The sequence below is a fragment of the Caulobacter sp. BP25 genome, assembly GCF_002737755.1.
Lineage (GTDB): Bacteria > Pseudomonadota > Alphaproteobacteria > Caulobacterales > Caulobacteraceae > Caulobacter.
In genome coordinates, this window is sequence record NZ_PEGH01000008.1 from 140,372 (window position 1) to 161,529 (window position 21,158).

Here is a 21,158-nt window from a genome sequence, read left to right on the forward strand (position 1 = left end):
CCCGGAGGGGGAAGAAGGACGCGGCGTCACCTTCCGCCCCCTCCGGGGGCGGACGACCACGCAAAGCGTGGTCAGGTGGGGGCCAGCAGCGGTTCCGACTTGCCCTCGGCCCGCGCCGCCACCGGCAACGTCCCGCCCTGGCTCCGCGCCCGCGCCTCGCCCTTGGCGATCTCCTTCTTCAGGTCGGCGCAATAGACGTTGAAGTCGACCTGGATCGTGTGGCGGGCGGACTCGTAGAAGTGACCAGTGTGGCGCTGCTCGTCCTTGGCGATGATCTTCTCCATCTCCGCGCGTAGCGGCGGCGCGTAGCGGCCGGCCAGGTAGGCGGCCGCCAGCTTGGCCTGCTGCTCGGCGAAGTTCACCAGGGTCGGCAGGGGCTGGGCCAGGCCCATGAAGAAGAGGTTCGGGACCCCCGGCTTCATCATCCGCTTGAACAGTGGCAGGCGGTGGTCGGCGTCGGGCAGCAGCGCCGGATCGTCAAAGAACGGGAAGCTGATCTTGTAGCCGGTTGCGAAGACGATCGCGTCCACGTCCTCGACGCTGTCGTCGGTAAAGCGGACGCGCTTGCCCTCCAGCGCCTTGATCGCCGGCTTGAACTTGATGTCGCCGCAGCCCGCGCGCGTCAGGAACTCGCCCGAGACCGACGGGTGAGCCTCCAGCGGCTCGTGGTCGGGCTTGGGCAGGCCGTAGTCCTCCATCCGGCCGATGGTCTTCTTCAGCACCGAGCGCGACAGGGCCAGGCCCAGCTTGCGCGGCACCCAGGCGGGCAGGGCGGATTTGTCGGCGGGCTTGCCGTTCAGATACTTCGGGAACACCCACACGCCCCGCCGGGCCGAGACCCAGAGGGTCTTGGCGATCGGGCGCTGGGAGAGCTCGCTGGCGATGTCCATGGCCGAGTTGCCCATGCCGACGACCACGACGTTCTTGCCGCGCATGTCGACCGGATCGAACGGGTCGCAATAGGCGTGGGCGTGGAAGGCGGGGCCATCGAACTCGCCGGGATACTCCGGAACGCGCGGGTCCCAATGGTGGCCGTTGCAGACGAACAGCACATCATAGAGCCGCGTCTCGCCGCTCGACAGCGTCACTGACCACAGACCGTCGCTGGTGCGACGGGCGCTCTGGACCCGGGTGTTAAAGGTGATGGTCGGGCGCAGGCCGAAGTGGTCGACATAGTCCTTGAAGTACTGAAAGAGCTGCGCGTGGTGGGGAAAGTCGGGCCAGTCCCTCGGCACGGGAAAGTCCTCGAACGCCAGCCGCCACTTGCTGGTGTCGATGTGCAGGCTGTCGTAGCAGGCCGACATTCCGTTGGGGTTCTTGTAGTACCAGTTGCCCCCGATCTCGTCGGACATCTCGAAGCAGTCGTGGGGGACGCCGTAGTCCTTCAGCCGCTTGATCGTGGTGAAGCCGCTGCAGCCGGCGCCGATCACGCAGGCCTTGGGCAGCCGCGCTTGGGGGTTCCCGGTCGCCATTCCACCCTCCCGACTTATCGTTGTTCAGGTGAGTGTACCGACGTTATCCGACGCGGCAAGCGGACCTTGCGGAAGGGGCGCGGGCCGCTACCCCCGCAGCATCTCCCGCCCGGCCCAGACGCTGTGGGTGCCGCTGCTCAGCTTGTGCGGCAGGGCCACCCGGCAGACGACTTCGAAGCGCTTGGCGTCGACGATCGCGCACTCCGAGGTTCCCCGGTTCTCGTCGATGATGAAGCTGACCAGGTAGCCGTCGTCCTCGTCCTTGGCGCCGACCTTGGGCGCGAAAGGCGCCTCGCTGGCGTAGCGGCCCTCGGGCAGGGTGATCGACCAGCTCTCGCCGGTCTCAAGGTCGTGCTTGACGAAGCCGTTGAACAGGAACCAGCCCGGCTTGGCGGTGGTCGAATAGGCGTAGCGATAGGGCTTGCCGGCATATTTCTGATTGAACATGCCGAACTCCAGCACCCGGTCGTCCAGGTGGCGTTCGGTCGTCTCGCCGGTCTTCAGGTTGAAGCGCCAGCGGTGAAGCTTCGGCAGGAAGCTGTGCTCGTCCAGATAGGCCATCAGGTGGCCGTGGCCCTCAGGCGCGCCTTCCATCGGACGGGGGATCGGCTTTTCCTGGAAGTAGCCATCCAGGACCACCTCGTCACCGTCCTCGTATGCGTTCAGCCAGTGCAGCACATAGGTCGGCTCGGCCTCGAACCAGCGCGGCTCGCCGCCGTGGCGGGGGACGAGTGCAAAGCGGCTGGGCAGGCCCTTGTGCAGGCGCACGGCGTGGATGTCGCGGGCCATCAGCTCCTGGTCCCAGAACACCGGCAGGTCGTTGAGAATCGCCCAGTTCGCCGAAAAGCACATGTCGTGCGGCAGGCGCGGACCGGGCAGGGGCACGCCCTGATAGAGGCTGCGCTTCCCGTCGGGACCGACCACGCCATAGTGCATGTAGGGCCAGGCCTTGGAGTAGTTGAAGAACAACAGCTCGCCGGTGCTCTCGTCGACCTTGGGGTGGGCCGAGACGCCATCCAGCGGCGCCCAGGCTGCCACGCCGAGCGTCTCCAAGGTCAGGGGATCTAGCCGATAGGCTTCGCCGCACTGGTAGAAGGTGGCGATCGCCTCGCCATTGTGGACGACGATGTCGGTGCTGGCGCTGTCCTTCAAGGACCCATGAGCGCCGAAGCCGGGACGCTTGGAGGTTCCCGGACCGTCCATCAGACCGCCCCACAGGCTCTCATTGACCTCCTGCTCGGCCTCGAAGCAGCGGGTGCGGACGAAGCGGTTGCGATAGGTCGCCTGGCCGTCCTTGAACTCGATCTGGTGGATCATCCCGTCGCCGTCGAACGGGTGATAGCGGCCCAGCGGGTCATGGACGGGGTTCTCGGTATTGCGCAGATAGACGCCGTCCAGGTCGGCCGGGATCGCGCCCTCCAGCACCTCGAGGTCCCAGGCGTTGACCTCCTCGTGCTGCGGCGTCCACGGGCCGGTCATGTACGGGTGGTTGGTCGGCGACAGCGACGTCCGCACCGGCGGCAGGCGTTCAAGCTTCATGGCGGTCCTCCCGTATTTTGCGAGGAGGGTAAGGCTAGTTAGTCTCGTTGTGCAAGTTTCTAGTCGCTTCCCATAACCATCCGTCATTGCCGCCCTTGTGGCGGGAACCCCTCTGTCCGCCGCAGGCGCCGGAGGGGCGGACCGCTGGCGGTCCGCTTGCGTCTCACGTGTCAACTGAACCAGGGGTTCTCGCCACTTGGCTTGCCCTCGGGCCGGCGAAGCCGGTCCCGTGGGGCGAGAAAGACGAAAATAAAGGCGACGGAGGGGGCGTCCTTTACCGCGCCGCGCTCACCCGCCAGACCGCGTCGCCCACATCATCCGCCACCAGCAGCGCGCCGGACCCATCGACCGTGACGCCCACCGGACGCCCCTGGGCCTTGCCCTTGGCGTCGAGGAAGCCCGTCAGGAAGTCCTCCACCGGACCCGCCGGCTTGCCGCCCGTGAACGGGACGAAGATCACCTTGTAGCCGGCCTGGGGCTTGCGGTTCCACGAACCGTGCTGGCCGACGAAGACGCCGTTCTTGTAGCGCGCGGGAAAGCTGGCCCCCTCATAGAAGGTCAGGCCCAGCGAGGCGGTGTGGGCGCCCAGGGCGTAGTCGGGGACGATGGCGCGCTCGACGAGGTCGGGGCGGCGGTCGGAGTCGGGGACGCGCTTGTCGACGTGGCGGCCGAAATAGCTGTAGGGCCAGCCATAGAAACCGCCGTCGCGCACCGAGGTCATGTAGTCGGGGACCAGATCGTTGCCGAGCTCGTCGCGCTCGTTGACCGCGGTCCACAGCTCGCCATTGGCCGGGTTCCAGGACAGACCGACGGGGTTGCGCAGGCCTGAGGCGAAGACGCGCTTGGCCCCCGTGGCCAGGTCGACCTCGAGGATCGCCGCGCGATTGACCTCGTTCTGCATGCCGTTCTCGCCGACATTGCTGTTCGAGCCGACGGTTGCGTAGAGCTTGGAGCCGTCCGCGCTGGCGATGATGGTCTTGGTCCAGTGGTGGTTGATCGGCCCGCCGGGCAGGTCGGCCACCTTGCGTGCGGGCGCGGTGATCTTTGTCTCGCCGGCCTTGTACGGGAAGGCGACGATGGCGTCGGCGTTGGCGACGTAGAGGGTGTCGCCGACCAGGGCCATGCCGAACGGTGAATAGAGGCCCGTCAGGAACGGCGTCTTCAGCTCGGCCACGCCGTCGCCGTTGGCGTCGCGCAGCAGGGTGATGCGGTTGGCGCTGGGGGTGACCGCGCCGGCCTTCTTCATCAGCATCTTCTCGAAGAAGCCGCGCAGGCCGGGCGTGGGCTTCGCCTTGGGCGGGGCGGCGCTCTCGGCGACCAGCACGTCGCCGTTGGGCAGCACCAGCAGCCAGCGCGGATGGTCCAGGCCCGTGGCGAACGGCTGCACGCGGAAGCCCGCCGGCGCGGTCGGCGTCACGCCCGACGGCCAGCCGACCACCTCGGAAACCTTGACGGTCGGGATCAGGGTCTTGCACGGCTTGGGCAGGGCGGGGTTGGGGCCGTAGCCCACGGGACCGGTCTGAGACTGGCTCTGGCCGCAGGCCGACAGCGCCGCCGCCGCCACGCCGGCGATCAAGATTTCGCGAACCCTGCGACGCATAGCCGCCTCTCCCCTTCATCCCGCGTTCAAAGCCAAGCGCGTTTCATGATGACAGGCAACTCATACGGTTCGATCCATGGAGAAGTTCCACAGCCCTCTCGCCGCCCGCCGGGCTTTTCTAGGCGGCCTGCTGGCCCTTGGCGTTCCGGGCGCGGTCCACGCCGCCGCGCGCCACAAGGCGTCCCCGCCGCTAGTCACGGTGCTGGGCGACTCCATCACCGCCGGTCTTGGCCTGACGCAGGACCGCGCGCTGCCCGCCTGGCTGCAGCGCACCCTGGACGGCATGAAGATTCAGGCTCGGGTCTTCGGCTTCGGGGTGATCGGCGCCACCACCCAGGCTGGCCTGTCGCGCGTGGAGCGCATCCCCGCCGAGACCGCTGTCTGCGTGGTCGCCCTGGGGGGCAATGATCTGCTGCAGGGCGCCGAGCCGGCCTGGACCCGCGAGAACCTGCGCGCCATCGTCACGCGGTTGAAGGCGAAAGGCGTCCGCGTGGTGCTGGCCGGGATGCGAGCGCCGGCCCTGCTAGGCGTCGACTACGCCCGCCGCTTCACCGACATCTATCCGGCCCTGGCGCGTGAGCTCGGGGTCTTTTACGCGCCCGACTTCTTCACCGGCGTGATCGGCGTCTCGCGCTACATGCAGAGCGACGGCATCCACCCCAACGCCGAGGGCGCGCGGATCATCGCCGAACGCCTGGCGCCGGTCGTGGCGAAGGCGTTGAAGGGGTAGGCCCAACACACCGACCTTCCCGGCGAATGCCGGGACCCAGATTCATCCCGTGAGCCTGAAATTAAAGCGCCCTCCGCCGTGGTTCGACGAAGGGCGCTCGTGGGTTCGATCTGGGCCCCGGCATTCGCCGGGGAGGTCGGACGATGTTGCTACTCCACCACCTTCGGCGGCCGCGTGGTGCTGGTGGCCGAACATGCGGCGCATCAGGCGCTCGGCGCGGGTCCGCAGCCCGTCCATCAGGATGAACACCACCGGGATGTAGAGCAGGGACAGCAGGGTCGAGGTGATCAGGCCGCCAATGACGGCGATCGCCATCGGGGCCCGGAACTCGACCTCGGCGCCCAGGCCGATGGCGGTGGGCAGCATGCCCGCGCCCATGGCCACGGTGGTCATCAGGATCGGCCGAGCCCGCTTGTGGGCGGCGTCCACGATGGCCGTGCGCTTGTCCATGCCGTGTTCCTTCATGGCCATGATCGCGTACTCGACCAGGAGGATCGAGTTCTTGGCCGCGATGCCCATCAGCATCAGGATCCCGATCAGGGTCGAGATCGAGAAGCTGGACTTGGCCAGCACCAAGAGGCCGAAGGCGCCGCCGATGGCCAGCGGCAGGGCGACCATGATGGTGACCGGGTGGGCGAAGCTGCGGAACAGCAGCACCAGCACGACGTACATCAGAAGGATGCCGGTGATCAGCGCGCCCAGGAAGCCGCTGACCATCTCGGCGATGAACTCCGCGTCGCCGGCGGCCACTTCCTTGACGCCAGGCGGCAGGTTCTTGACCGAGGGCAAGGCGTGGACGCGGGTGGCGGCCTCGCCGACGACGATGCCGTCCAGCTCGGCGGTGATCGTGGCCACCCGCGAGCGGTCGCGGCGGTCGATCTGCGAGGGACCCGCGCCAAAGCGCACGTCGGCCACGGCGTTCAGCGGCACGGCGCCGTTGGCGGAGGGCACCTGCAGGGTCTGCAGCACGGCGATATCCTCGCGCGCGCTCTCGTCCAGGCGCAGCCGGATCGGAACCTGGCGGTCGCCCAGATTGTACTTGGGCAGGTTCTGGTCGACGTCGCCGATCGTGGCCACACGCACGGCCTGCGAGATGGCCCCAGCCGAGACGCCCGCGCGGGCGGCCTGGTCGGGACGCGGCGTCACGACGATCTCGGGACGCGCGATCGCGGCGGTGTTGACCACGTGGGCCAGGCCCGGGACCGTACGCATCTCGGCCTCGACCTTGCGGGCGGCGGCTTCGAGGGCTGGGCCGTTGTCGCTGACCAGGCTCAGCGTGTAGCTGCCGCCGCTCGACGGGCCGCCGCCGTTGTTGCTGCCCGCGCCGATCCGCGCGCCGGGGATGGCGGCGAACTGGTCGACCATCTGGCGGCTGAACTGCTGCTGGCTGATCCGCTGGCCCTTGTCGGTCAGGTCGGCGGTCACCTGGCCCCTGTTGACCGCGTTGTTGCGGCCGACCGAAGCGAAGACGCTGACCACTTCGGGGCGCGCGCGCAGTTCGTGCGTCACGCGCTGCACGATGGCGTCGGTCTCGTCCAGCGTCGCGCCCGGCGGCAGCTCGATCGCGAACTCCGAGCGTCCCCGGTCGACCTGGGGCTGGAACTCGAACGGCAGGCGGGTGGCCAGGAAGATCGAGACCAGAAACAGCGGAACGCCCATCAACAGGACCTTCCAGCGGTTGTTCAGGCTCCAGTTCAGGCTCTTGAGGTACGGGCCCATCCAGGACGGGTCCTTGTCCTCATGCTTGTGGTCGGCCTTCAGCATGTAGGCGCCCATCAGCGGCGTCAGCAGGCGGGCCACGACCAGCGAGAACAGCACCGAGATACAGGCGGCCAGGGCGAAGGCCTTGAAGAACTGGCCGATGATCCCCGGCATGAAGCCCACCGGCGCGAACACCGCCACGATGGTGAAGGTGGTGGCCACGACCGCCAGGCCGATCTCGTCAGCCGCCTCCATGGCCGCCGCATAGGGGCTTTTGCCGCCGCGCATGTGGCGGACGATGTTCTCGATCTCGACGATGGCGTCGTCCACGAGGATGCCGACGGTCAGCGACAGGGCCAGCAGGGTGACGCCGTTCAGCGATTGCCCCATCGGCCCCAGCACCGCGAAGGTCGGGATCAGCGAGGTCGGGATGGCCACGGCCGCCAGCAGGGTGGCGCGCCAGTCGCGCAGGAACAGCAGCACCACCAGAACGGCCAGGATCGCCCCGATGATCAGGGCCTCCATCGAGGCCAGATAGCTCTCCTCGATATACTTCACGGTCGAGGTGATCTCCTCGATCTCGACCTCGGGGTGCTCCTTGTCGAGCGTCTCGACGGCCTTGCGGACCTTCTCGGCGGTCTGCACCTCCGAGGCGCCGCGCGAGCGGATCATCGAGAAGGTCACGACCTCCTGGCCGTTGAAGCGAGCGCGCGAGCGCGGCTCGGCCCAGTGGTCGGTCACGGTCCCCAGGTCGGCCAGGCGCACGAAGCCGCCGCCCGACAGCGGCACGCGGGTCTCGCGAAGCTGCTCGATCGAGCCGGCCGCGCCCAGGGTGCGGATGGCCCGCTCGGCGCCGGAGATGGTCACGCGGCCGCCGGGCAGGTCGGCGTTGGACGACACCAGGGCCTGGCTGACGGCGGCGGCGGTGACGCCGCGCGCGGCCAGCCGATCAGGGGCGAGGGCGACCTCGATCTCGCGATTGACGCCGCCCCGGCGATTGACCTCGCCGACGCCGCGGATGGCCAGCAGGGCGCGGCTGACGTCGTTGTCGACGAACCAGCTGCGTTGCTCGGGCGTCAGGGTCGGGGCCTTGACCACATAGGTGATCAGGTCGTCGCCAGAGATGTCGACCCGAGTGACGGTCGGTTCCTGCATGTCCTGGGGCAGGTCGCTGCGCAGGTTGGACATGGCGTTGCGCACGTCGTTGGTGACCCGCTCGTGGTCCACGCCCAGCTCGAATTCGATCACGGTGGTCGAGGCGCCGTCGACGATGGTGGATCGCGAGTGTCGGACCTGGCCCAGGCCCGCGATCGAGTCCTCGATCAGGCGGGTGACCTGGGTCTCCAGCTCGCTGGGCGCGGCGCCGGGGCGCACGGCCGTGACGACGACGATCGGCAGGTCGACGTCGGGATCGTTGTTGATCCGCATGGATCGGAAGCTCGCGATCCCGGCGATCATCAACAGCAGGAACAGCAGGATGACGGGGATCGGGTTCTTGATCGCCCAGGATGAGATGTTGCGCATCGGACCGGGCCCTAGCGAGCGGCGACGATGGCGCTGACGCGCACCAGGTCGCCTTCGCCCAGGAAGCCGGCGCCTTCGACCACCACCTGCTCGCCGGCCGTGAGGCCGGTGGCGGCGACACGGTCGCCGGTGCTCGTCAGGATCTGGATGCGGCGGAAATGGACCTTCTTGGCGTTGTCGACGACAAACACGCCCGGACGGTTCTCGCGGTACAGCACCGAGGCGCTGGGCACGACGAGCGCGGGCTGGTCGCCGGCGTCGATACGCACGCGCGCGAACATCCCCGGACGGAAGCCGCCCATCGACGACAGGGCGACCCGGGCCACGCCCAGGCGGCTGGTCGCGTTGACCTCGGAGGTGACGATGCGGACGCTGCCGCTGGTCTCACCGACCTTGTCGGAATAGATCGTGGCCGGCATCCCCGCCTTCACCGCGCCAAGCTCGGTCTCGGGGATCTCGGCGTCGACCTCCAGGCGGCTGTCGCGGACGATGCGGAAGAGCTCCGAGCCGGCGCTGACGATCTGTCCCTTGGTGACGCTGCGACGGCTGATCAGGCCGCCGACCGGGGCGCGGATCGAGGTCTGGGCCAGGCGCGCCGTGGTCTCGCCGCGCGCGGCCTCGGCGGCGGCCAGGTTGGCGGCGGCCGTGCCCTGGCGGGCTGTGGCGGTGTCCAGCGAGGCTTGGGACAGATAGCCCTTGGCCTGCAGCTCGCGGGCGCGGCCCAGGGCGGCTTGCGCTTCGGCCAAGGTGGCGCGGGCGCTGGCGACGGCGGCCTCCTGCTGGCGCAGTTGGGCGCTGATCAGGGCGTCGTTCAGCTTGACCAGAACCTGGCCGGCCTGGACCACCTGGCCTTCCTCGGCGTTGACCGATAGGGCCGTCAGGCCGCCGGTTTCGGCGCCGACCGGCACCTCTTCCCAGGGCGAGATCGTGCCGGTGGCGTTGATCAGGCGGGCGATCGGCTGGCTGGCGACCGTGGCCACGCTGACGGTGGCCGCCGGAGCGGGAGCCTTGGCTTTTTGGGGCTTCTTGTCGCCGCATCCCGAAAGGGCGATCGCGCTCACCCCCAGGACCAAGACCAGCGCGCTCAAAGCCGGGCGGCGCCCAGTGATCCGGTAAAGCACGTTCATCCCCAGCGACAGTTACTACCCCGTCGGCCTTCTAGCCGACAAACCCACGGTCGCTCAGTTAATTTGCCGTAAGACGATAAATCCGTTCAAACGCTGGCTGGAGCTGAGCTTTGCGCGGCCTTGGCGCGGGCGAAGGCGGGGCGGTCGCTCATGCGTGTCCAGTAGTCGGCGACCGCTGGTGAGAACTCGCCCTCCAGCTTCAGGGCGCGGGCCAGCAACAGGGCGTAGGCCACCGAGATGTCGGCGCCGGTAAAGCGGCCGGCGGCGACGAAGGCCGAGGTCTCCAGGATCGTCTCCAGCCCCTTCAGCCGGGCCAAGAACCAGCGGGCGTAGTCCTCGGCCACCTGCGGCTGGCGGCGTTCCTCGGGCTCAAGGCGCGCGTAGCGCAGCACCAGGGTCTGGGGGAAGGTCAGGGTCGCCTCGCCATAAACGAGGCCGTTCAGATAGGCGCCGTAGCCCGGCTCTTCAGGCCGCACCGACAGTCGCCCCTCGCCGTGGCGCGTCGACAGGTACTCGATCATCGCCGCGGACTCGGTCATCCGCGTTTCGCCGTCGACCAGCAGCGGGATGGTGCCCAGCGGGTTCTCGTCGAGATAGTCCCGCGCGTGGAAGCGCGGCGGGAAGGGCAGGAGCTTGAGGTCGTACGGGACCTCCAGCTCCTCCAGCGCCCACAGCGGACGGAACGAGCGTGCGTCGCGGCAGTGCCAGAGGGTGATCATGGGGGCTCCTTTTGCGACTTGCCCCCTCCGCGCTGCGCGCTCCTCCCCCATGGGGGGAAGAAGGCTCGCACCCTCTTCTTCCCCCTGTGGGGGAGGAGGGCCGAAGGCCCGGAGGGGGCCAGTGACCCAGCTACAGCCGCTCGACGATCGTGACGTTGGCCAGGCCGCCGCCTTCGCACATGGTCTGCAGACCATAGCGCGCGCCGCGGTCCTTCAAGGCGTGGACCAGCGTGGTCATCAGCTTGGCGCCCGAGCCGCCCAGCGGGTGCCCAAGGGCGATGGCGCCGCCATTGACGTTCAGCCTGGCCGGATCGCCGCCGGTGACCTTCAGCCAAGCGGTCGGCACCGAAGCGAAGGCCTCGTTGACCTCGTAGAGGTCGATGTCGCCGATCTTCATGCCGGCCCGCTCCAGCGCCTTCAGGGTGGCCGGGATGGGGGCTTCCAGCATGATCACCGGGTCGTGGCCGATCACGGTCATGTGGTGGATGCGGGCCAGCGGCTCGACGCCCAGGGCCTTGAGCCCGCGTTCGTTGACGATCATCACCCCGGCCGCGCCGTCGCAGATCTGGCTGGAGGTGGCGGCGGTGATGCGGCCGTCTTCCGCCAGCAGTTTCACCGAGCCGATCGACTCCATCGAGGCGTCCCAACGGATGCCCTCATCGACCTCGTGGCGCTCGGTCTTGCCGTCTTCCAGCTTGATCTCGATCGGCACGATCTCGGCGGCGAACTTGCCGCCCTTGGTGGCGGCCATGGCGCGCTGGTGGCTCTCAAGCGCGAAGGCGTCGAGGTCGGCCCGCGACAGGTCGTACTTCTTGGCCATCATCTCGGCGCCCATGAACTGGCTGAATTGGATGCCGGGATATTTGTCCTCGATGCGCGGGCTCTTGTAGGTGCCAAAGCCGTTCTTGAACGGCAGCTGCGAGGACAGGCCCATCGGCACGCGGCTCATGCTCTCGACGCCAGCGGCGATGACGATGTCCATGGCCCCCGACATCACGGTGGCGGCGGCGAAATGGATGGCCTGCTGCGACGAGCCGCACTGGCGGTCGACCGAGGTCCCCGGCACGCTCTCGGGCAGCTTGGAGGCGAGGATGGCGTTGCGGGCCACGTTCAGGCCCTGCTCGCCGACCTGGCCGACGCAGCCCATGATCACGTCCTCGACCAGGGCCGGATCAGCGCCGGTCCGATCGACCAGGGCGTCGAGGATGACGCCGCCCAGATCGGCCGGGTGCCAGCCCGAGACCTTGCCGCCCTTGCGCCCTCCGGCCGTGCGCGCGGCCGCCACGATATAGGCTTCGCCCATGAGTTCTCTCCCTTTTGCCTTGGCGCGCGTCCGGGCGGCGAACCGCTCACACTTCGCCTGACGCGCTTTCGTTGCGGGGAGTGAAACAGGCGTCCGAGGCTATGTCAGCGGTGACGCGGCGTCAGGGGAAGGCGGGCTTTGGCGACGTATCGCGCCGAGAAACAACGCGGCCATGGTCAGGTAGCTGAACATGCCTCCGCCGGCGACCAGGCTGGCGCGGTTGGGAATTCTGGGATCGGCCAGGGTGGCCAGCATCAGGATCAGGCTGAGGGCGTGAAAGCCGCAAGCCCACATGGGCCACCACCGGTTCGATCGCAGAGCGATGAACAGCAGCACCATCATCAGGGCGGCGTCGACGAAGAATGCGCCGGTCTGAGGGCCGAACCGCTGCTCGCTGTCGTACAGCCACCCGGTGGAGAACCACGCCACGATCATGGCCGAGGCGGCCAGCCGTTCGGGCCAGCCGCCGCGCCATAGCGCGACACCGGTCGAAATCAGCAACGCCGCGAGGCTGGCCCATTGATATAGATAGTTGAGCGCCATCGGATCAGGTTGGCAGATTGCAGAGATCCTCGCCAGCCGAGGCCGACGAGGATCACGCGTTCAGTCGAACCCCAGGGGGTTTTAGGCGGCGACGGTCAGGCGGCGGTGGCTCTTGGCCATGCCCTTCGGCTTTTCGGGGGCCTGGCCGAAACCGTCGGTGTCGTCAAAGGTCAAGGCCGAGAGGCCGATGTCGTGCTGGGCCACCGTCAGGTGCTTGTGGGTCGTGACGATGCCTTCGCGCGCCGTGGCCAGAGCCTGCATCGTGTTGACGGCCGACATCAGGGCGTCCTGTCCGATCAGGGCCGAGAGGTTCGCGGCCTGGCGGCTGGCGGGCATCAGGGCGGCGAGGGTGGCCGTGGAGGCGATGGCGGCGTCGATGGCCTTCTCTGCGGCGAATAGGGCTTCGGCCACGGTCTCGGCGGCTTGGCGGCGTTCCTTGAGCATGAGCGGTCTCCTTCACGCCGGCGAGACCGGCGCGTTGCCAATGTTGATGGTTGGAGTAGGGGCCCGGCTCCTCGGGCGAGGTCTCTTAGGGCAGCAGGCTTTCGAGCGCGTGGAGCCCCGCCAGGATCGAACCGAACGCGAACGCGGTTACGATCATCACGGCCGCGATGAAGGCCAGTCGAAGCGGAATGCTTAGATTGTTAGGTCGTCCGCCTCTGAGTCCGGAGACGAGGAGTCCAATGGGAACGTCTCGTCCATCACCGCGCTGGCGATGCAGAGAATCTCCCGCATCACCAGTTCGCTCGGCTTGAAGGAAGCCTGCTTGCGTGTCGCCGCCACCAGATCGTGGACCATGGCCGCGCCATCCGGCGTCGCCGACAGGCTCATCAGCTGGCGCTCGAGTTCGCTCCAGGTGATGGGCGGCAGGATCTCGGCCGAATTGAGGGCCGGCCAAGTGTTCCGGAAGCTCATGATATCCTGGCGCATATAGGTCGCCCGGCCAATCGCTTCCTTCTGGTAGGGGGTCAGTTCGGTCACAGAAAGCTCCTTCCTCAGCCAGGTCAGGTGACCGGAAAGAAGGATGCTCGCCTAGCCGCGTCGGATCGGACCCCGACGCGATCGGAGGGGGGGTGACAGGGGGCGTGACAGGGGGGGCGGCGGCGTCCGTCGGGCGGCCGCGGTCGAAGACCCGCCGCGCCGCGTCGTAGCGATCGGCCGCGCCGAGACGACGCCGGGCCTTGTCCAGATGCCAGTCGACGGTGTGCTTGGAGAGGCCCAACTCACGGGCGATTTCCTTGGAGCTCATGTGCCGATCAACCAGACGCAAGCACTCACGCTCACGCTCGGTGAGACGATCGAGGCCCTCGACCTGATCCGTCACAGAGGGATCGCCCTTGTCCATGGCAAGAACTTTAAGGGTCCGCCGCCTTTCGGCCAAGCGCTCCCACATTAAACCTTAGCCATAAGACCGGCGAGTCGTTTTCGAGCAGCTCATGCCTCGCGGCGGGCGGCCTCGGATTCCGTGCTGGGCGAGGCCGCGCGGATCAACTCCAGAACATCGACGATGATCGCGCGCATGGCCGAGGAGGCCTTGTCGGCGTCGCGAGCGATGATCGCTTCGGCCACGTCCTCGTGCGATGGGATCGAGGCGGTGCGGCCCTTGATGCGGTTGGTGAACCGGATCGAGATGCGCAGGGCCGTGTTCACCAGCTCATGCAGCTCGCGATAGAACGGGTTCTTGGTCGCGTCCAGGATGGCGATATGGAAGGCGATGTCGGCCGACAGCGGGTCATCCTCGCCCTCGGCGGCGGCCTTCATCCGGCGCAGGCCCTTGCGGATCTCCTCCAGCCCGGCCTCGTCGGCGTTGCGCGCCGCCAGGGCCGCCGCAGCGGGCTCGATGCCCAGCCGCATCTCGGTGAAGTCGGCCAGCAGGCGCAAGCTGAACTTGCGCTCCAGCAGCCAGCGCAGCACGTCGGGGTCGAGCATGTTCCACTCGGCCTCGGGCTCCACGACGGTGCCGTGGCGGGGGCGTGCGCTGAGCAGGCCCTTGGCGGTCAGCATCTTGACCGCCTCGCGCGTGACGGTGCGGCTGGCGCCGAATTGTTTGGAAAGCTCGCCCTCGGTCGGAAAGCCGATCGCGACGTATTCACCGGTGACGATCGCTTGGCCCAGCTGCTCCACCAGGCCGTAGGTCAAGCTCAGGCCAGGCTGGGTGCGCATGGACGGATCTTCTTTCCTGTGGCGGCGACCTTGAGACGGCCGCCGCTCCCTATGGTGTTCGGGTCCGCCGAACGGCGGAATCTCTCGGGGCGAATACAGCCGCGCCGCCCGCTTTCGGCAAGTGTGTTCGCACGGACGGCGCGGTCAAAGTGCGTCAGGATCGGCATTCGCTATCCCTTTGCGCGCTTGGCTTTCCGCTGCGTCACCACCAGGTGGCGTAGAGCGCGATCAGGATCAGGACCACGCCGACGCCGGCGATGTTGAAGCCGGTCGAGGTCTTGTAGCTGACGCCTTCCAGGGTCACGACGCTGACGGGCGTCTTCTGCGGCGCGACCAGCGAGACTAGCACGGCGCCGGCCAGCGACAGCAGGAAGACCACGCCGACGCGGTTCATGAACGGCATGGCGTAGATTCCCTTCTCCTGCAGATACCAGAACAGGCCCGAGAGGACGGCCGAGCCGATCGCGGCGGTCAGGGCGCCGGCGGTGGTGGCCTTCTTCCAGAACATGCCCAGGATGAAGATCACCACGATCCCTGGGGTGAAGAAGCCGGTGAACTCCTGGATGAACTGGAAGGCCTGCTCGGCGCCGCCCAGCAGCGGCTTGGCGGTCAGAATCCCGATGACGACCGCGACGACGGCGGTGATCCGCCCGACGGCCACCAGCCGTCCCTCGCTCTGGTTCGGACGCGCCTTGGCATAGATGTCCAGCGTGAAGATGGTGGCGATCGAGTTGATCTTGGCCGCCAGCGAGGCGACGATCGCCGCCACCAGCGCCGCGAACACCAGGCCCAGCAGGCCGGGCGGCAGCAGCTTCATCATCTCGGGATAGGCCTGGTCGGGCTTGATGCCCTGCGGCGCCAGCACCAGGGCGGCGATGCCCGGCAGCACCACGATCATCGGCATCAGCAGCTTCAGATAGGCGGCCATGGCGATGCCCTTCTGGGCCTCGGCCAGGTCCTTGGCGCCCAGAGCGCGCTGGATGATGTACTGGTTGAAGCCCCAGTAGCTGATGTTCATGATCCACAGGCCGCCGACCAGGACCGCGATCCCGGGCAGGTCCTTGTAGTGCGGGCTGTCCTTCGAGAGGATCATGTCGAACTTCTCGGGGAACTGGGTGGTCAAGTGGTGGAAGCCGGCCAAGACGTCGCCGCCGCCGATCTTGGACAGCGACAGCCAGGCGATGATCAGGCCGCCGGTGACCAGCAGGGCCACCTGGACGATGTCGGTCAGGGCCACGGCCTTCAGTCCGCCCCACAGCTGATAGGCCAGGGCGAAGACGCCGATCGCGGCCAGGGCCCACATCTGGTCCATACCCGTGACGGTGTGAACGGCGATCGAGCCCAGCCACAGGATCGAGGTCAGGTTCACGAAGACATACAGACCCAGCCAGAACACGGCCATCAGGGTCCGCACGCTGGGACCGTACCGCTGCTCCAGGAACTGCGGCATGGTGTAGACGCCGTTCTTCAGGAACACCGGCAGGAAGTACTTGCCGACGATAAGCAAGGTGAGGGCCGCCATCCACTCATAGGAGGCGATGGCCAGGCCGATGGCGTAGCCCGAACCGCTCATGCCGATGATCTGTTCGGCCGAGATGTTGGCGGCGATCAGCGACGCGCCGATCGCCCACCAGGGCAGGGCCTTGCCGGCCAGGAAGTAGTCGGTCGAGTCTTTCTGGTGGCCGCCCTTGTCCCGGCTGACCCATTGGGCCAGGCCGAAGATGGCGACCGCGTAGATCGCCAGAACCGCGATGTCGATCGTGGCCAGGTTCATGATGTCTCCCCCCTCTTGTTATTCTTGTCGGTGTTAGGCGCCCCAGGCCGCGACCAGGGCGGCGGCCCGTTCGCCCACCTCCTGGGCCGTGTAGCCCGGCCGGTAGAGCTCGCCCCCGACCCCGATGCCGGCGACGCCCGCCGCCCGCCAGGGCTCGAGATTGGCCGCGCCCACGCCGCCGACGGCATAGACGAGAATGTCCTTGGGCAGCACGTCCTTGACCGCCTTGATGTGGCTGGGGCCAAACGAGCTGGCCGGATAGAGCTTCAGCGCCTTGGCGCCGGCCTTGACGGCCACGAAAGCCTCCGACGGCGTGGCGAAGCCCGGCATGGCGGTCAGGCCCAGCTCGACGGCGCGCGCGATCACGGCGGCGTCGGTATTGGGCGTGACGATCAGCTTGCCGCCGACGCCGGCGACCTGGTCGACGACCTGCGGCGACAGCACGGTGCCGGCGCCGCACAGGGCCTGGTCGCCGAAGGCGTCGCACAGCTTGCCGATGCTCTCCAGCGGATCGGGCGAGTTCATCGGCACCTCGATCGCCTTGATCCCGGCGGCGACCAGGGCGGCGGCGATGTCGACGATCTCGGTCGGCTTGACGCCGCGCAGGATGGCCACGATGGGGGGCGGAGCGGCGTTGGTCATAAGCTTCACTTCTCTTGAGATCTGGAAATCGCTGAAAGGCCAGCGAGGACGGCCGCGTCGCCATCGACGACGGTCGCGCCGACCTCGACCTTGGCCAGGGCCTGGACATAGAGGTCGCTAAGCGCGCCGGCGCCGATCACGATCACGGCGTCCATCGGTCCGAACCAGTCGCGGGCGGCGGCGACGTCGGCGCCGATCAACAGGCCCGACAGATAGCCCATGGCGTCGGCCGGGCTCATGCCGTCCAGCAGCTGGCGGGCGCGGGTCTCGAACATCAGGTGCGTCAGACGCGCGGCGCCATGCTCGGCGATGCGCGACAGGCCAAGCGCGAAGCCCTCGGCCGAGCCGTCGGCTTGCGATCCGCCGCCGGCGGCCAGGGTCGAGTGCTTCTTCAGAAGCGCGAAGGTCTCGCCGACTGGGGCGGTGACGAAGCCCGTGACCTTGCCGTCCTCGACCACGGTCCACTTGTTGTGGGTGCCGGGCAAAACGAGCAGGTGGCGGCCGGTTTGCAGAGCGGGGTCCAGCGCCAGGGCGCCGAAGACCTGGGTCTCCTCGCCGCGCATCACGTCGGGACCGCCCAGCGGGTTCACGCACGAGAGGCCCGGAACCAGGGTCACGGGCAGGCCGTCGGCCTCGATGCGGATCGTGCGTTGGGCGATCGCCGCCGGATCGGCCGGGCAGGGGGCGTAGGGGGCCAGGGTCCAGCCGATGCTGGAGCCGACCATGCCGCACAGGATCGCGCCAGCGGGCCCCGCCTCGCGCCAGTCGCCGACCAGGTCGAGGAAGGTCTTTTCGGGGGTGTCGGTCAGGGCCGAGACGCCGGGGCCGTCGCGGCGATGGATGACGCTCTTGCCCTGGCGCAGCCACAGCCGCAGGCGTGAGGTGCCCCAGTCGCCGACGATCACGATATCCTGGTCCATCAGGCTCGGCCCTTCGCTGTCGCGTTTCGCCGTGCCGTGCCGCCGTCGCTCATGATCGTCCCTAACGCTGGCGACAGAGCTTGTCTCCATGGCCATTTCGAGCATCATTTATAATACAATATTCCCGCGAGCAATCCGTTACCCAGTCAGCTCGCGGATGATGATCTTCACGCCAATTTCGCCTTTGCCATCGGTGTCATCCGTCTGGGCGTGCCCGAGGGCAACGCTGCCTCGTAAAAATTGATAGCGCTATCAATTTCGGCTTGAAGGTCTAACTTATACGATTAAAGCTCTTCAGACCGAGCGAGCGGCGCCGAACCGCCGCCCGTCACCGACGCCTAGAACGTTTCGGGACGGACAGTTTTTTGGGGGAAGGAAACAGGCCATGCAGCGCCAAGTTCAGTCACGCCGCAACTTCATGCTCGCTGGGGCTTCGGCCCTCGTATTTTGCGCGATCGCGCCCAGCGCCGCCATGGCCCAAGCCAAAGATGAAGCGGTCGTCGACGAGATCGTCGTCACCGGTCAGCGCGCCGCCATCCAGTCGGCGCAGAAGATCAAGCAGAACGCCGAGCAACTGGTCGACTCGATCACCTCGACCGACATCGGCGCCCTGCCAGACCGTTCGGTGACCGAAGCGCTGCAGCGGGTCGCCGGCGTGACCATCGCCCGCACCTCGTATGGACGCGACGTCGACCGCATCTCGGTCGAGGGCTCGGGCGTGCAGGTGCGTGGTCTGTCGTGGGTGCGCGGCGAGCTGAACGGCCGCGATAGCTTCTCGGCCAAGAGCGGCCGCACCCTGAGCTTCGAGGATGTCCCACCCGAGCTGATGGCCGGCGTGGACGTCTACAAAAACCCGTCGGCCGATCTGGTCGAAGGGGGCGTGGGCGGCACCGTCAACCTGCGCACCCGTCTGCCGTTCGACAGCGCCAAGCGCATCATGGCTTTCTCCGCCGACATGAGCATCGGCGACATGTCCAAGACTTGGAAGCCGAGCGGCTCGGTCCTGTACAGCGACCGTTGGGACACCAACATCGGCGAGCTGGGCTTCCTGGTCAGCTTGTCGGACTCGCAGCTGGCCAGCCGCACCGACACCATCTCGGTCGATCCGTATAATGCCCGCACCGATCTGGTGGCCGGCAAGAAGGTCTATGTGCCCGGCGGCTTCGGCTACCGCAGCCTGGACTTCGAACGCGAGCGCAAGGGTATTGCCGCCGCCGTGCAATGGCGCCCGAACGATCAGTGGGAAGCCAGTCTCCAGTTCCTGCGCTCATCCGCGTCGCAAGCCTCGACCGAGCGCGCCATCGGCTTCAATCCGGGGTCGGGCAACGGTCCGGCCGCAGGCACCACCTTCACTTACGACGATACGGGCCACTTCGTGAAAGGCACGCTGGCCCAGACGCCGGGCGGCGCTAGCCTCGGGTCGTCGACCCTGGACACGCGTTTCGCCGACCGCAGCTCGGTGACGTCCGACTACGCCCTGAAGATCAACTATAATCCGAACGACAAGTGGGCGTTCTCGGCGGACATCCAGTACATCTACGCCAAGACCAAGACCGTCGACTTCACGGTGTTCAACGCCCTGGGCTCGGACGCCGCTCCGGCGTCGCTGGACCTGACCGGCGACCTGCCGGTCATCACCATGAACAACAACACGGCCTATACGTCGAACCCGGCCAGCTACTATCTGAGCGCGGCCATGGACCACCATGACCGTAACGACGCCAGCGAGTGGGCCCAGCGTTTCGACGGCTCCTACACCTTTGACGACGGCGGCTGGCTGCGGTCGTTCCGCTTCGGCGTTCGCAACACCTATCGCGAGTCCACCACGCGCGAGACGACGTACAACTGGGGCGCCGTGGCCCCCAGCTGGTCGGCGCCGTCGATCAACAACTTGGCGACCTATCAGGGCTATTACGAGCTCTATCCGTTCAAGAACTACTTCCGCGGCGCGGCCAACCTTCCGGCCACCTTCATCCTGCCGACCGCTTCGCTGGTCCAGAACTACGCCACAGGCGGCGCCCTGGTCGCTCAGCTCGCCGCCGCCAACGGCGGTTGGTGGACGACCTTCAATGGCGATTACGACAATCTGACCGCCGGCGGCAGCAGTGGCGGTGTCAACCGCCAGAAGGAGAAAACCCTGGCAGCCTACGCCTTGCTGCGCTTCGGCAATGACGTGTCGCTGTGGGGCGAGCAGCGCGAGGTCGATGGCAATATCGGCCTGCGCGTGGTCAAGACCGAGACCGAGGCCAAGGGCATCCAGCTCTTCTCGCAGAACAATACGACCACCGTGCCGGCGGCTGATCTCGCCTTCAGCAATGGCGCCAAGAGCGATCTGACGGGTGGTCGCGACTACGTCAGCATCCTGCCCAGCCTGAACGCCCGACTGAAGATCACGTCGGAGATGTTCCTCCGCTTCGCGGCAGCCAAGTCGATCGTCCGTCCGGACCTTGGCCAACTGCAACCGTTCTTCACCATCAGCCCGACGAATGGCTATCTGAGCGGCTCGACCTGCGTGAACTCCATACCGAGCGGCCAGCAGGGCAATTGCGTCTACCAGTATACGGCTACCGGTGGGAATGCGGACCTGAAGCCGATCCGCTCGACCCAGTACGACCTGGCCTATGAATGGTATTTCGCGCCGACCGGCAGCCTGACGGCGACCGTGTTCTACAAGGACGTCTACAACTTCATCACCAACGGTGTGAACACGGTGAAGTTCACCAACAACGGCGTGACCCGCGACGTTCTGGTGACCCAGCCGTACAACGGCGGCCATGGCAAGATCAAAGGCTTCGAAGTCGCCTACCAGCAGTACTTCGAATTCCTGCCGGGCGCGCTGAAGGGCTTCGGCGTCCAGGCCAACTTCACCTATGTCGACAGCAAGGGCGCGCGTAACGCCGCCTCGAACCCCTATGACACCAGCCAAGTCTCGAACCTGGTTGGCGGGGCGCGAGACGACCTGCCGCTCGAAGGCCTGTCGAAGAAGAGCTACAACGTCGCGGCCCTGTACGACCTGGGCAAGGTCTCGGCCCGTCTGGCCTACAACTGGCGTGAGCGCTTCCTGCAGACGACCTCAGCCGCCAATATCAACATCCCGGCGTGGTTTGACGACTACGGCCAGCTGGATGGCTCGGTCTTCTACACCATCGACGACAACCTGAAGGTCGGCTTCCAGGCCGTGAACCTGACCAACACCAAGACCAAGGTGCTGGTCAGCTATCCGGGCGATAGCGCTGCGGGCCTGACGGCTCACAATTGGGTCGTCGCCGATCGTCGCTACTCGATCGTGCTGCGCGGGACGTTCTAAGGCCGTTCGGCCCAGACTGAAGTCGGCCCTCGTCGCCCCGTCCTTCCGGATGGACGCGGCGGGGGCTTTCTTTCTTCCGAGGCCTGGGCCTAGC

General features: G+C 67.3%; 16 protein-coding genes and 2 pseudogenes. 3 read left to right on the plus strand and 15 right to left on the minus strand.

What is annotated here, in order from left to right; all coding sequences use genetic code 11:
- Positions 1-71: 71 nt before the first annotated feature.
- Both CSW59_RS05560 and CSW59_RS05565 read right to left on the minus strand, forming a co-directional pair.
- Positions 72-1,472, minus strand: coding sequence for an NAD(P)/FAD-dependent oxidoreductase (locus tag CSW59_RS05560; protein ID WP_099443097.1), 1,401 nt, complete (start codon positions 1,470-1,472; stop codon positions 72-74).
- Positions 1,473-1,559: 87 nt separating this feature from the next.
- Positions 1,560-3,011, minus strand: coding sequence for a carotenoid oxygenase family protein (locus CSW59_RS05565; protein ID WP_099443098.1), 1,452 nt, complete (start codon positions 3,009-3,011; stop codon positions 1,560-1,562).
- 47 nt (positions 3,012-3,058) lie between these two features.
- Here CSW59_RS05565 and CSW59_RS21215 point away from each other — a divergent pair.
- Positions 3,059-3,208: pseudogene (locus CSW59_RS21215) on the plus strand (hypothetical protein); the annotation flags it as partial.
- 77 nt (positions 3,209-3,285) lie between these two features.
- Here the strand turns inward: CSW59_RS21215 and CSW59_RS05570 are convergent.
- Complete coding sequence (locus CSW59_RS05570) at positions 3,286-4,611, minus strand: sorbosone dehydrogenase family protein (protein ID WP_099443099.1); 1,326 nt, start codon at positions 4,609-4,611, stop codon at positions 3,286-3,288.
- A gap of 76 nt (positions 4,612-4,687) precedes the next feature.
- On the opposite strand from CSW59_RS05570, the gene CSW59_RS05575 reads away from it, so the two are divergent.
- A complete protein-coding gene (locus CSW59_RS05575; RefSeq protein WP_099443100.1) occupies positions 4,688-5,341 on the plus strand; it encodes an arylesterase in 654 nt (217 codons plus the stop codon).
- A 42-nt stretch (positions 5,342-5,383) separates the two neighbouring features.
- Here the strand turns inward: CSW59_RS05575 and CSW59_RS05580 are convergent, their stop codons facing one another.
- From CSW59_RS05580 to CSW59_RS05630, 12 genes and pseudogenes are all read right to left on the minus strand, one after another.
- Positions 5,384-8,566: an efflux RND transporter permease subunit gene (locus tag CSW59_RS05580; protein ID WP_236632158.1), complete on the minus strand. Its 3,183-nt coding sequence runs from the start codon at positions 8,564-8,566 to the stop codon at positions 5,384-5,386.
- An 11-nt stretch (positions 8,567-8,577) separates the two neighbouring features.
- Positions 8,578-9,654, minus strand: coding sequence for an efflux RND transporter periplasmic adaptor subunit (locus CSW59_RS05585; RefSeq protein WP_236632159.1), 1,077 nt, complete (start codon positions 9,652-9,654; stop codon positions 8,578-8,580).
- Between the two features lie 125 nt (positions 9,655-9,779).
- Positions 9,780-10,412 carry a glutathione S-transferase family protein gene (locus CSW59_RS05590; protein ID WP_099443101.1) on the minus strand — a complete coding sequence of 211 codons (633 nt, stop codon included), beginning with the start codon at positions 10,410-10,412 and terminating at the stop codon, positions 9,780-9,782.
- Positions 10,413-10,542: 130 nt separating this feature from the next.
- Positions 10,543-11,715 (minus strand): acetyl-CoA C-acetyltransferase, encoded by a 1,173-nt coding sequence (locus tag CSW59_RS05595; protein WP_099443102.1) that lies wholly within the window; start codon positions 11,713-11,715, stop codon positions 10,543-10,545.
- A gap of 99 nt (positions 11,716-11,814) precedes the next feature.
- Positions 11,815-12,258, minus strand: a complete 444-nt coding sequence (locus tag CSW59_RS05600) for a hypothetical protein (protein ID WP_099443103.1) — start codon at positions 12,256-12,258, stop codon at positions 11,815-11,817.
- An 81-nt stretch (positions 12,259-12,339) separates the two neighbouring features.
- Positions 12,340-12,702 carry a hypothetical protein gene (locus tag CSW59_RS05605; RefSeq protein ID WP_099443104.1) on the minus strand — a complete coding sequence of 121 codons (363 nt, stop codon included), beginning with the start codon at positions 12,700-12,702 and terminating at the stop codon, positions 12,340-12,342.
- Between the two features lie 192 nt (positions 12,703-12,894).
- On the minus strand, positions 12,895-13,188 hold the full coding sequence (locus CSW59_RS21220) for a hypothetical protein (protein WP_236632163.1): 294 nt from the start codon (positions 13,186-13,188) through the stop codon (positions 12,895-12,897).
- A gap of 217 nt (positions 13,189-13,405) precedes the next feature.
- Positions 13,406-13,651, minus strand: a pseudogene (locus CSW59_RS21600) (helix-turn-helix transcriptional regulator); the annotation flags it as partial.
- Positions 13,652-13,692: 41 nt separating this feature from the next.
- Positions 13,693-14,421, minus strand: a complete 729-nt coding sequence (locus tag CSW59_RS05615; RefSeq protein WP_099443106.1) for a FadR/GntR family transcriptional regulator — start codon at positions 14,419-14,421, stop codon at positions 13,693-13,695.
- Positions 14,422-14,623: 202 nt separating this feature from the next.
- Positions 14,624-16,195, minus strand: coding sequence for a sodium/sugar symporter (locus CSW59_RS05620; protein ID WP_099443107.1), 1,572 nt, complete (start codon positions 16,193-16,195; stop codon positions 14,624-14,626).
- Positions 16,196-16,228: 33 nt separating this feature from the next.
- Positions 16,229-16,837, minus strand: a complete 609-nt coding sequence (locus tag CSW59_RS05625) for a 2-dehydro-3-deoxy-6-phosphogalactonate aldolase (protein WP_099443108.1) — start codon at positions 16,835-16,837, stop codon at positions 16,229-16,231.
- 5 nt (positions 16,838-16,842) lie between these two features.
- A complete protein-coding gene (locus CSW59_RS05630; RefSeq protein WP_099443109.1) occupies positions 16,843-17,757 on the minus strand; it encodes a 2-dehydro-3-deoxygalactonokinase in 915 nt (304 codons plus the stop codon).
- A 385-nt stretch (positions 17,758-18,142) separates the two neighbouring features.
- Between CSW59_RS05630 and CSW59_RS05635 the strand changes: the two genes are divergently transcribed.
- The gene (locus tag CSW59_RS05635) at positions 18,143-21,064 is read left to right on the plus strand and encodes a TonB-dependent receptor (RefSeq protein ID WP_099443110.1); all 2,922 of its coding nucleotides are present in this window, start codon (positions 18,143-18,145) and stop codon (positions 21,062-21,064) included.
- The last annotated feature ends 94 nt before the right edge of the window (positions 21,065-21,158 follow it).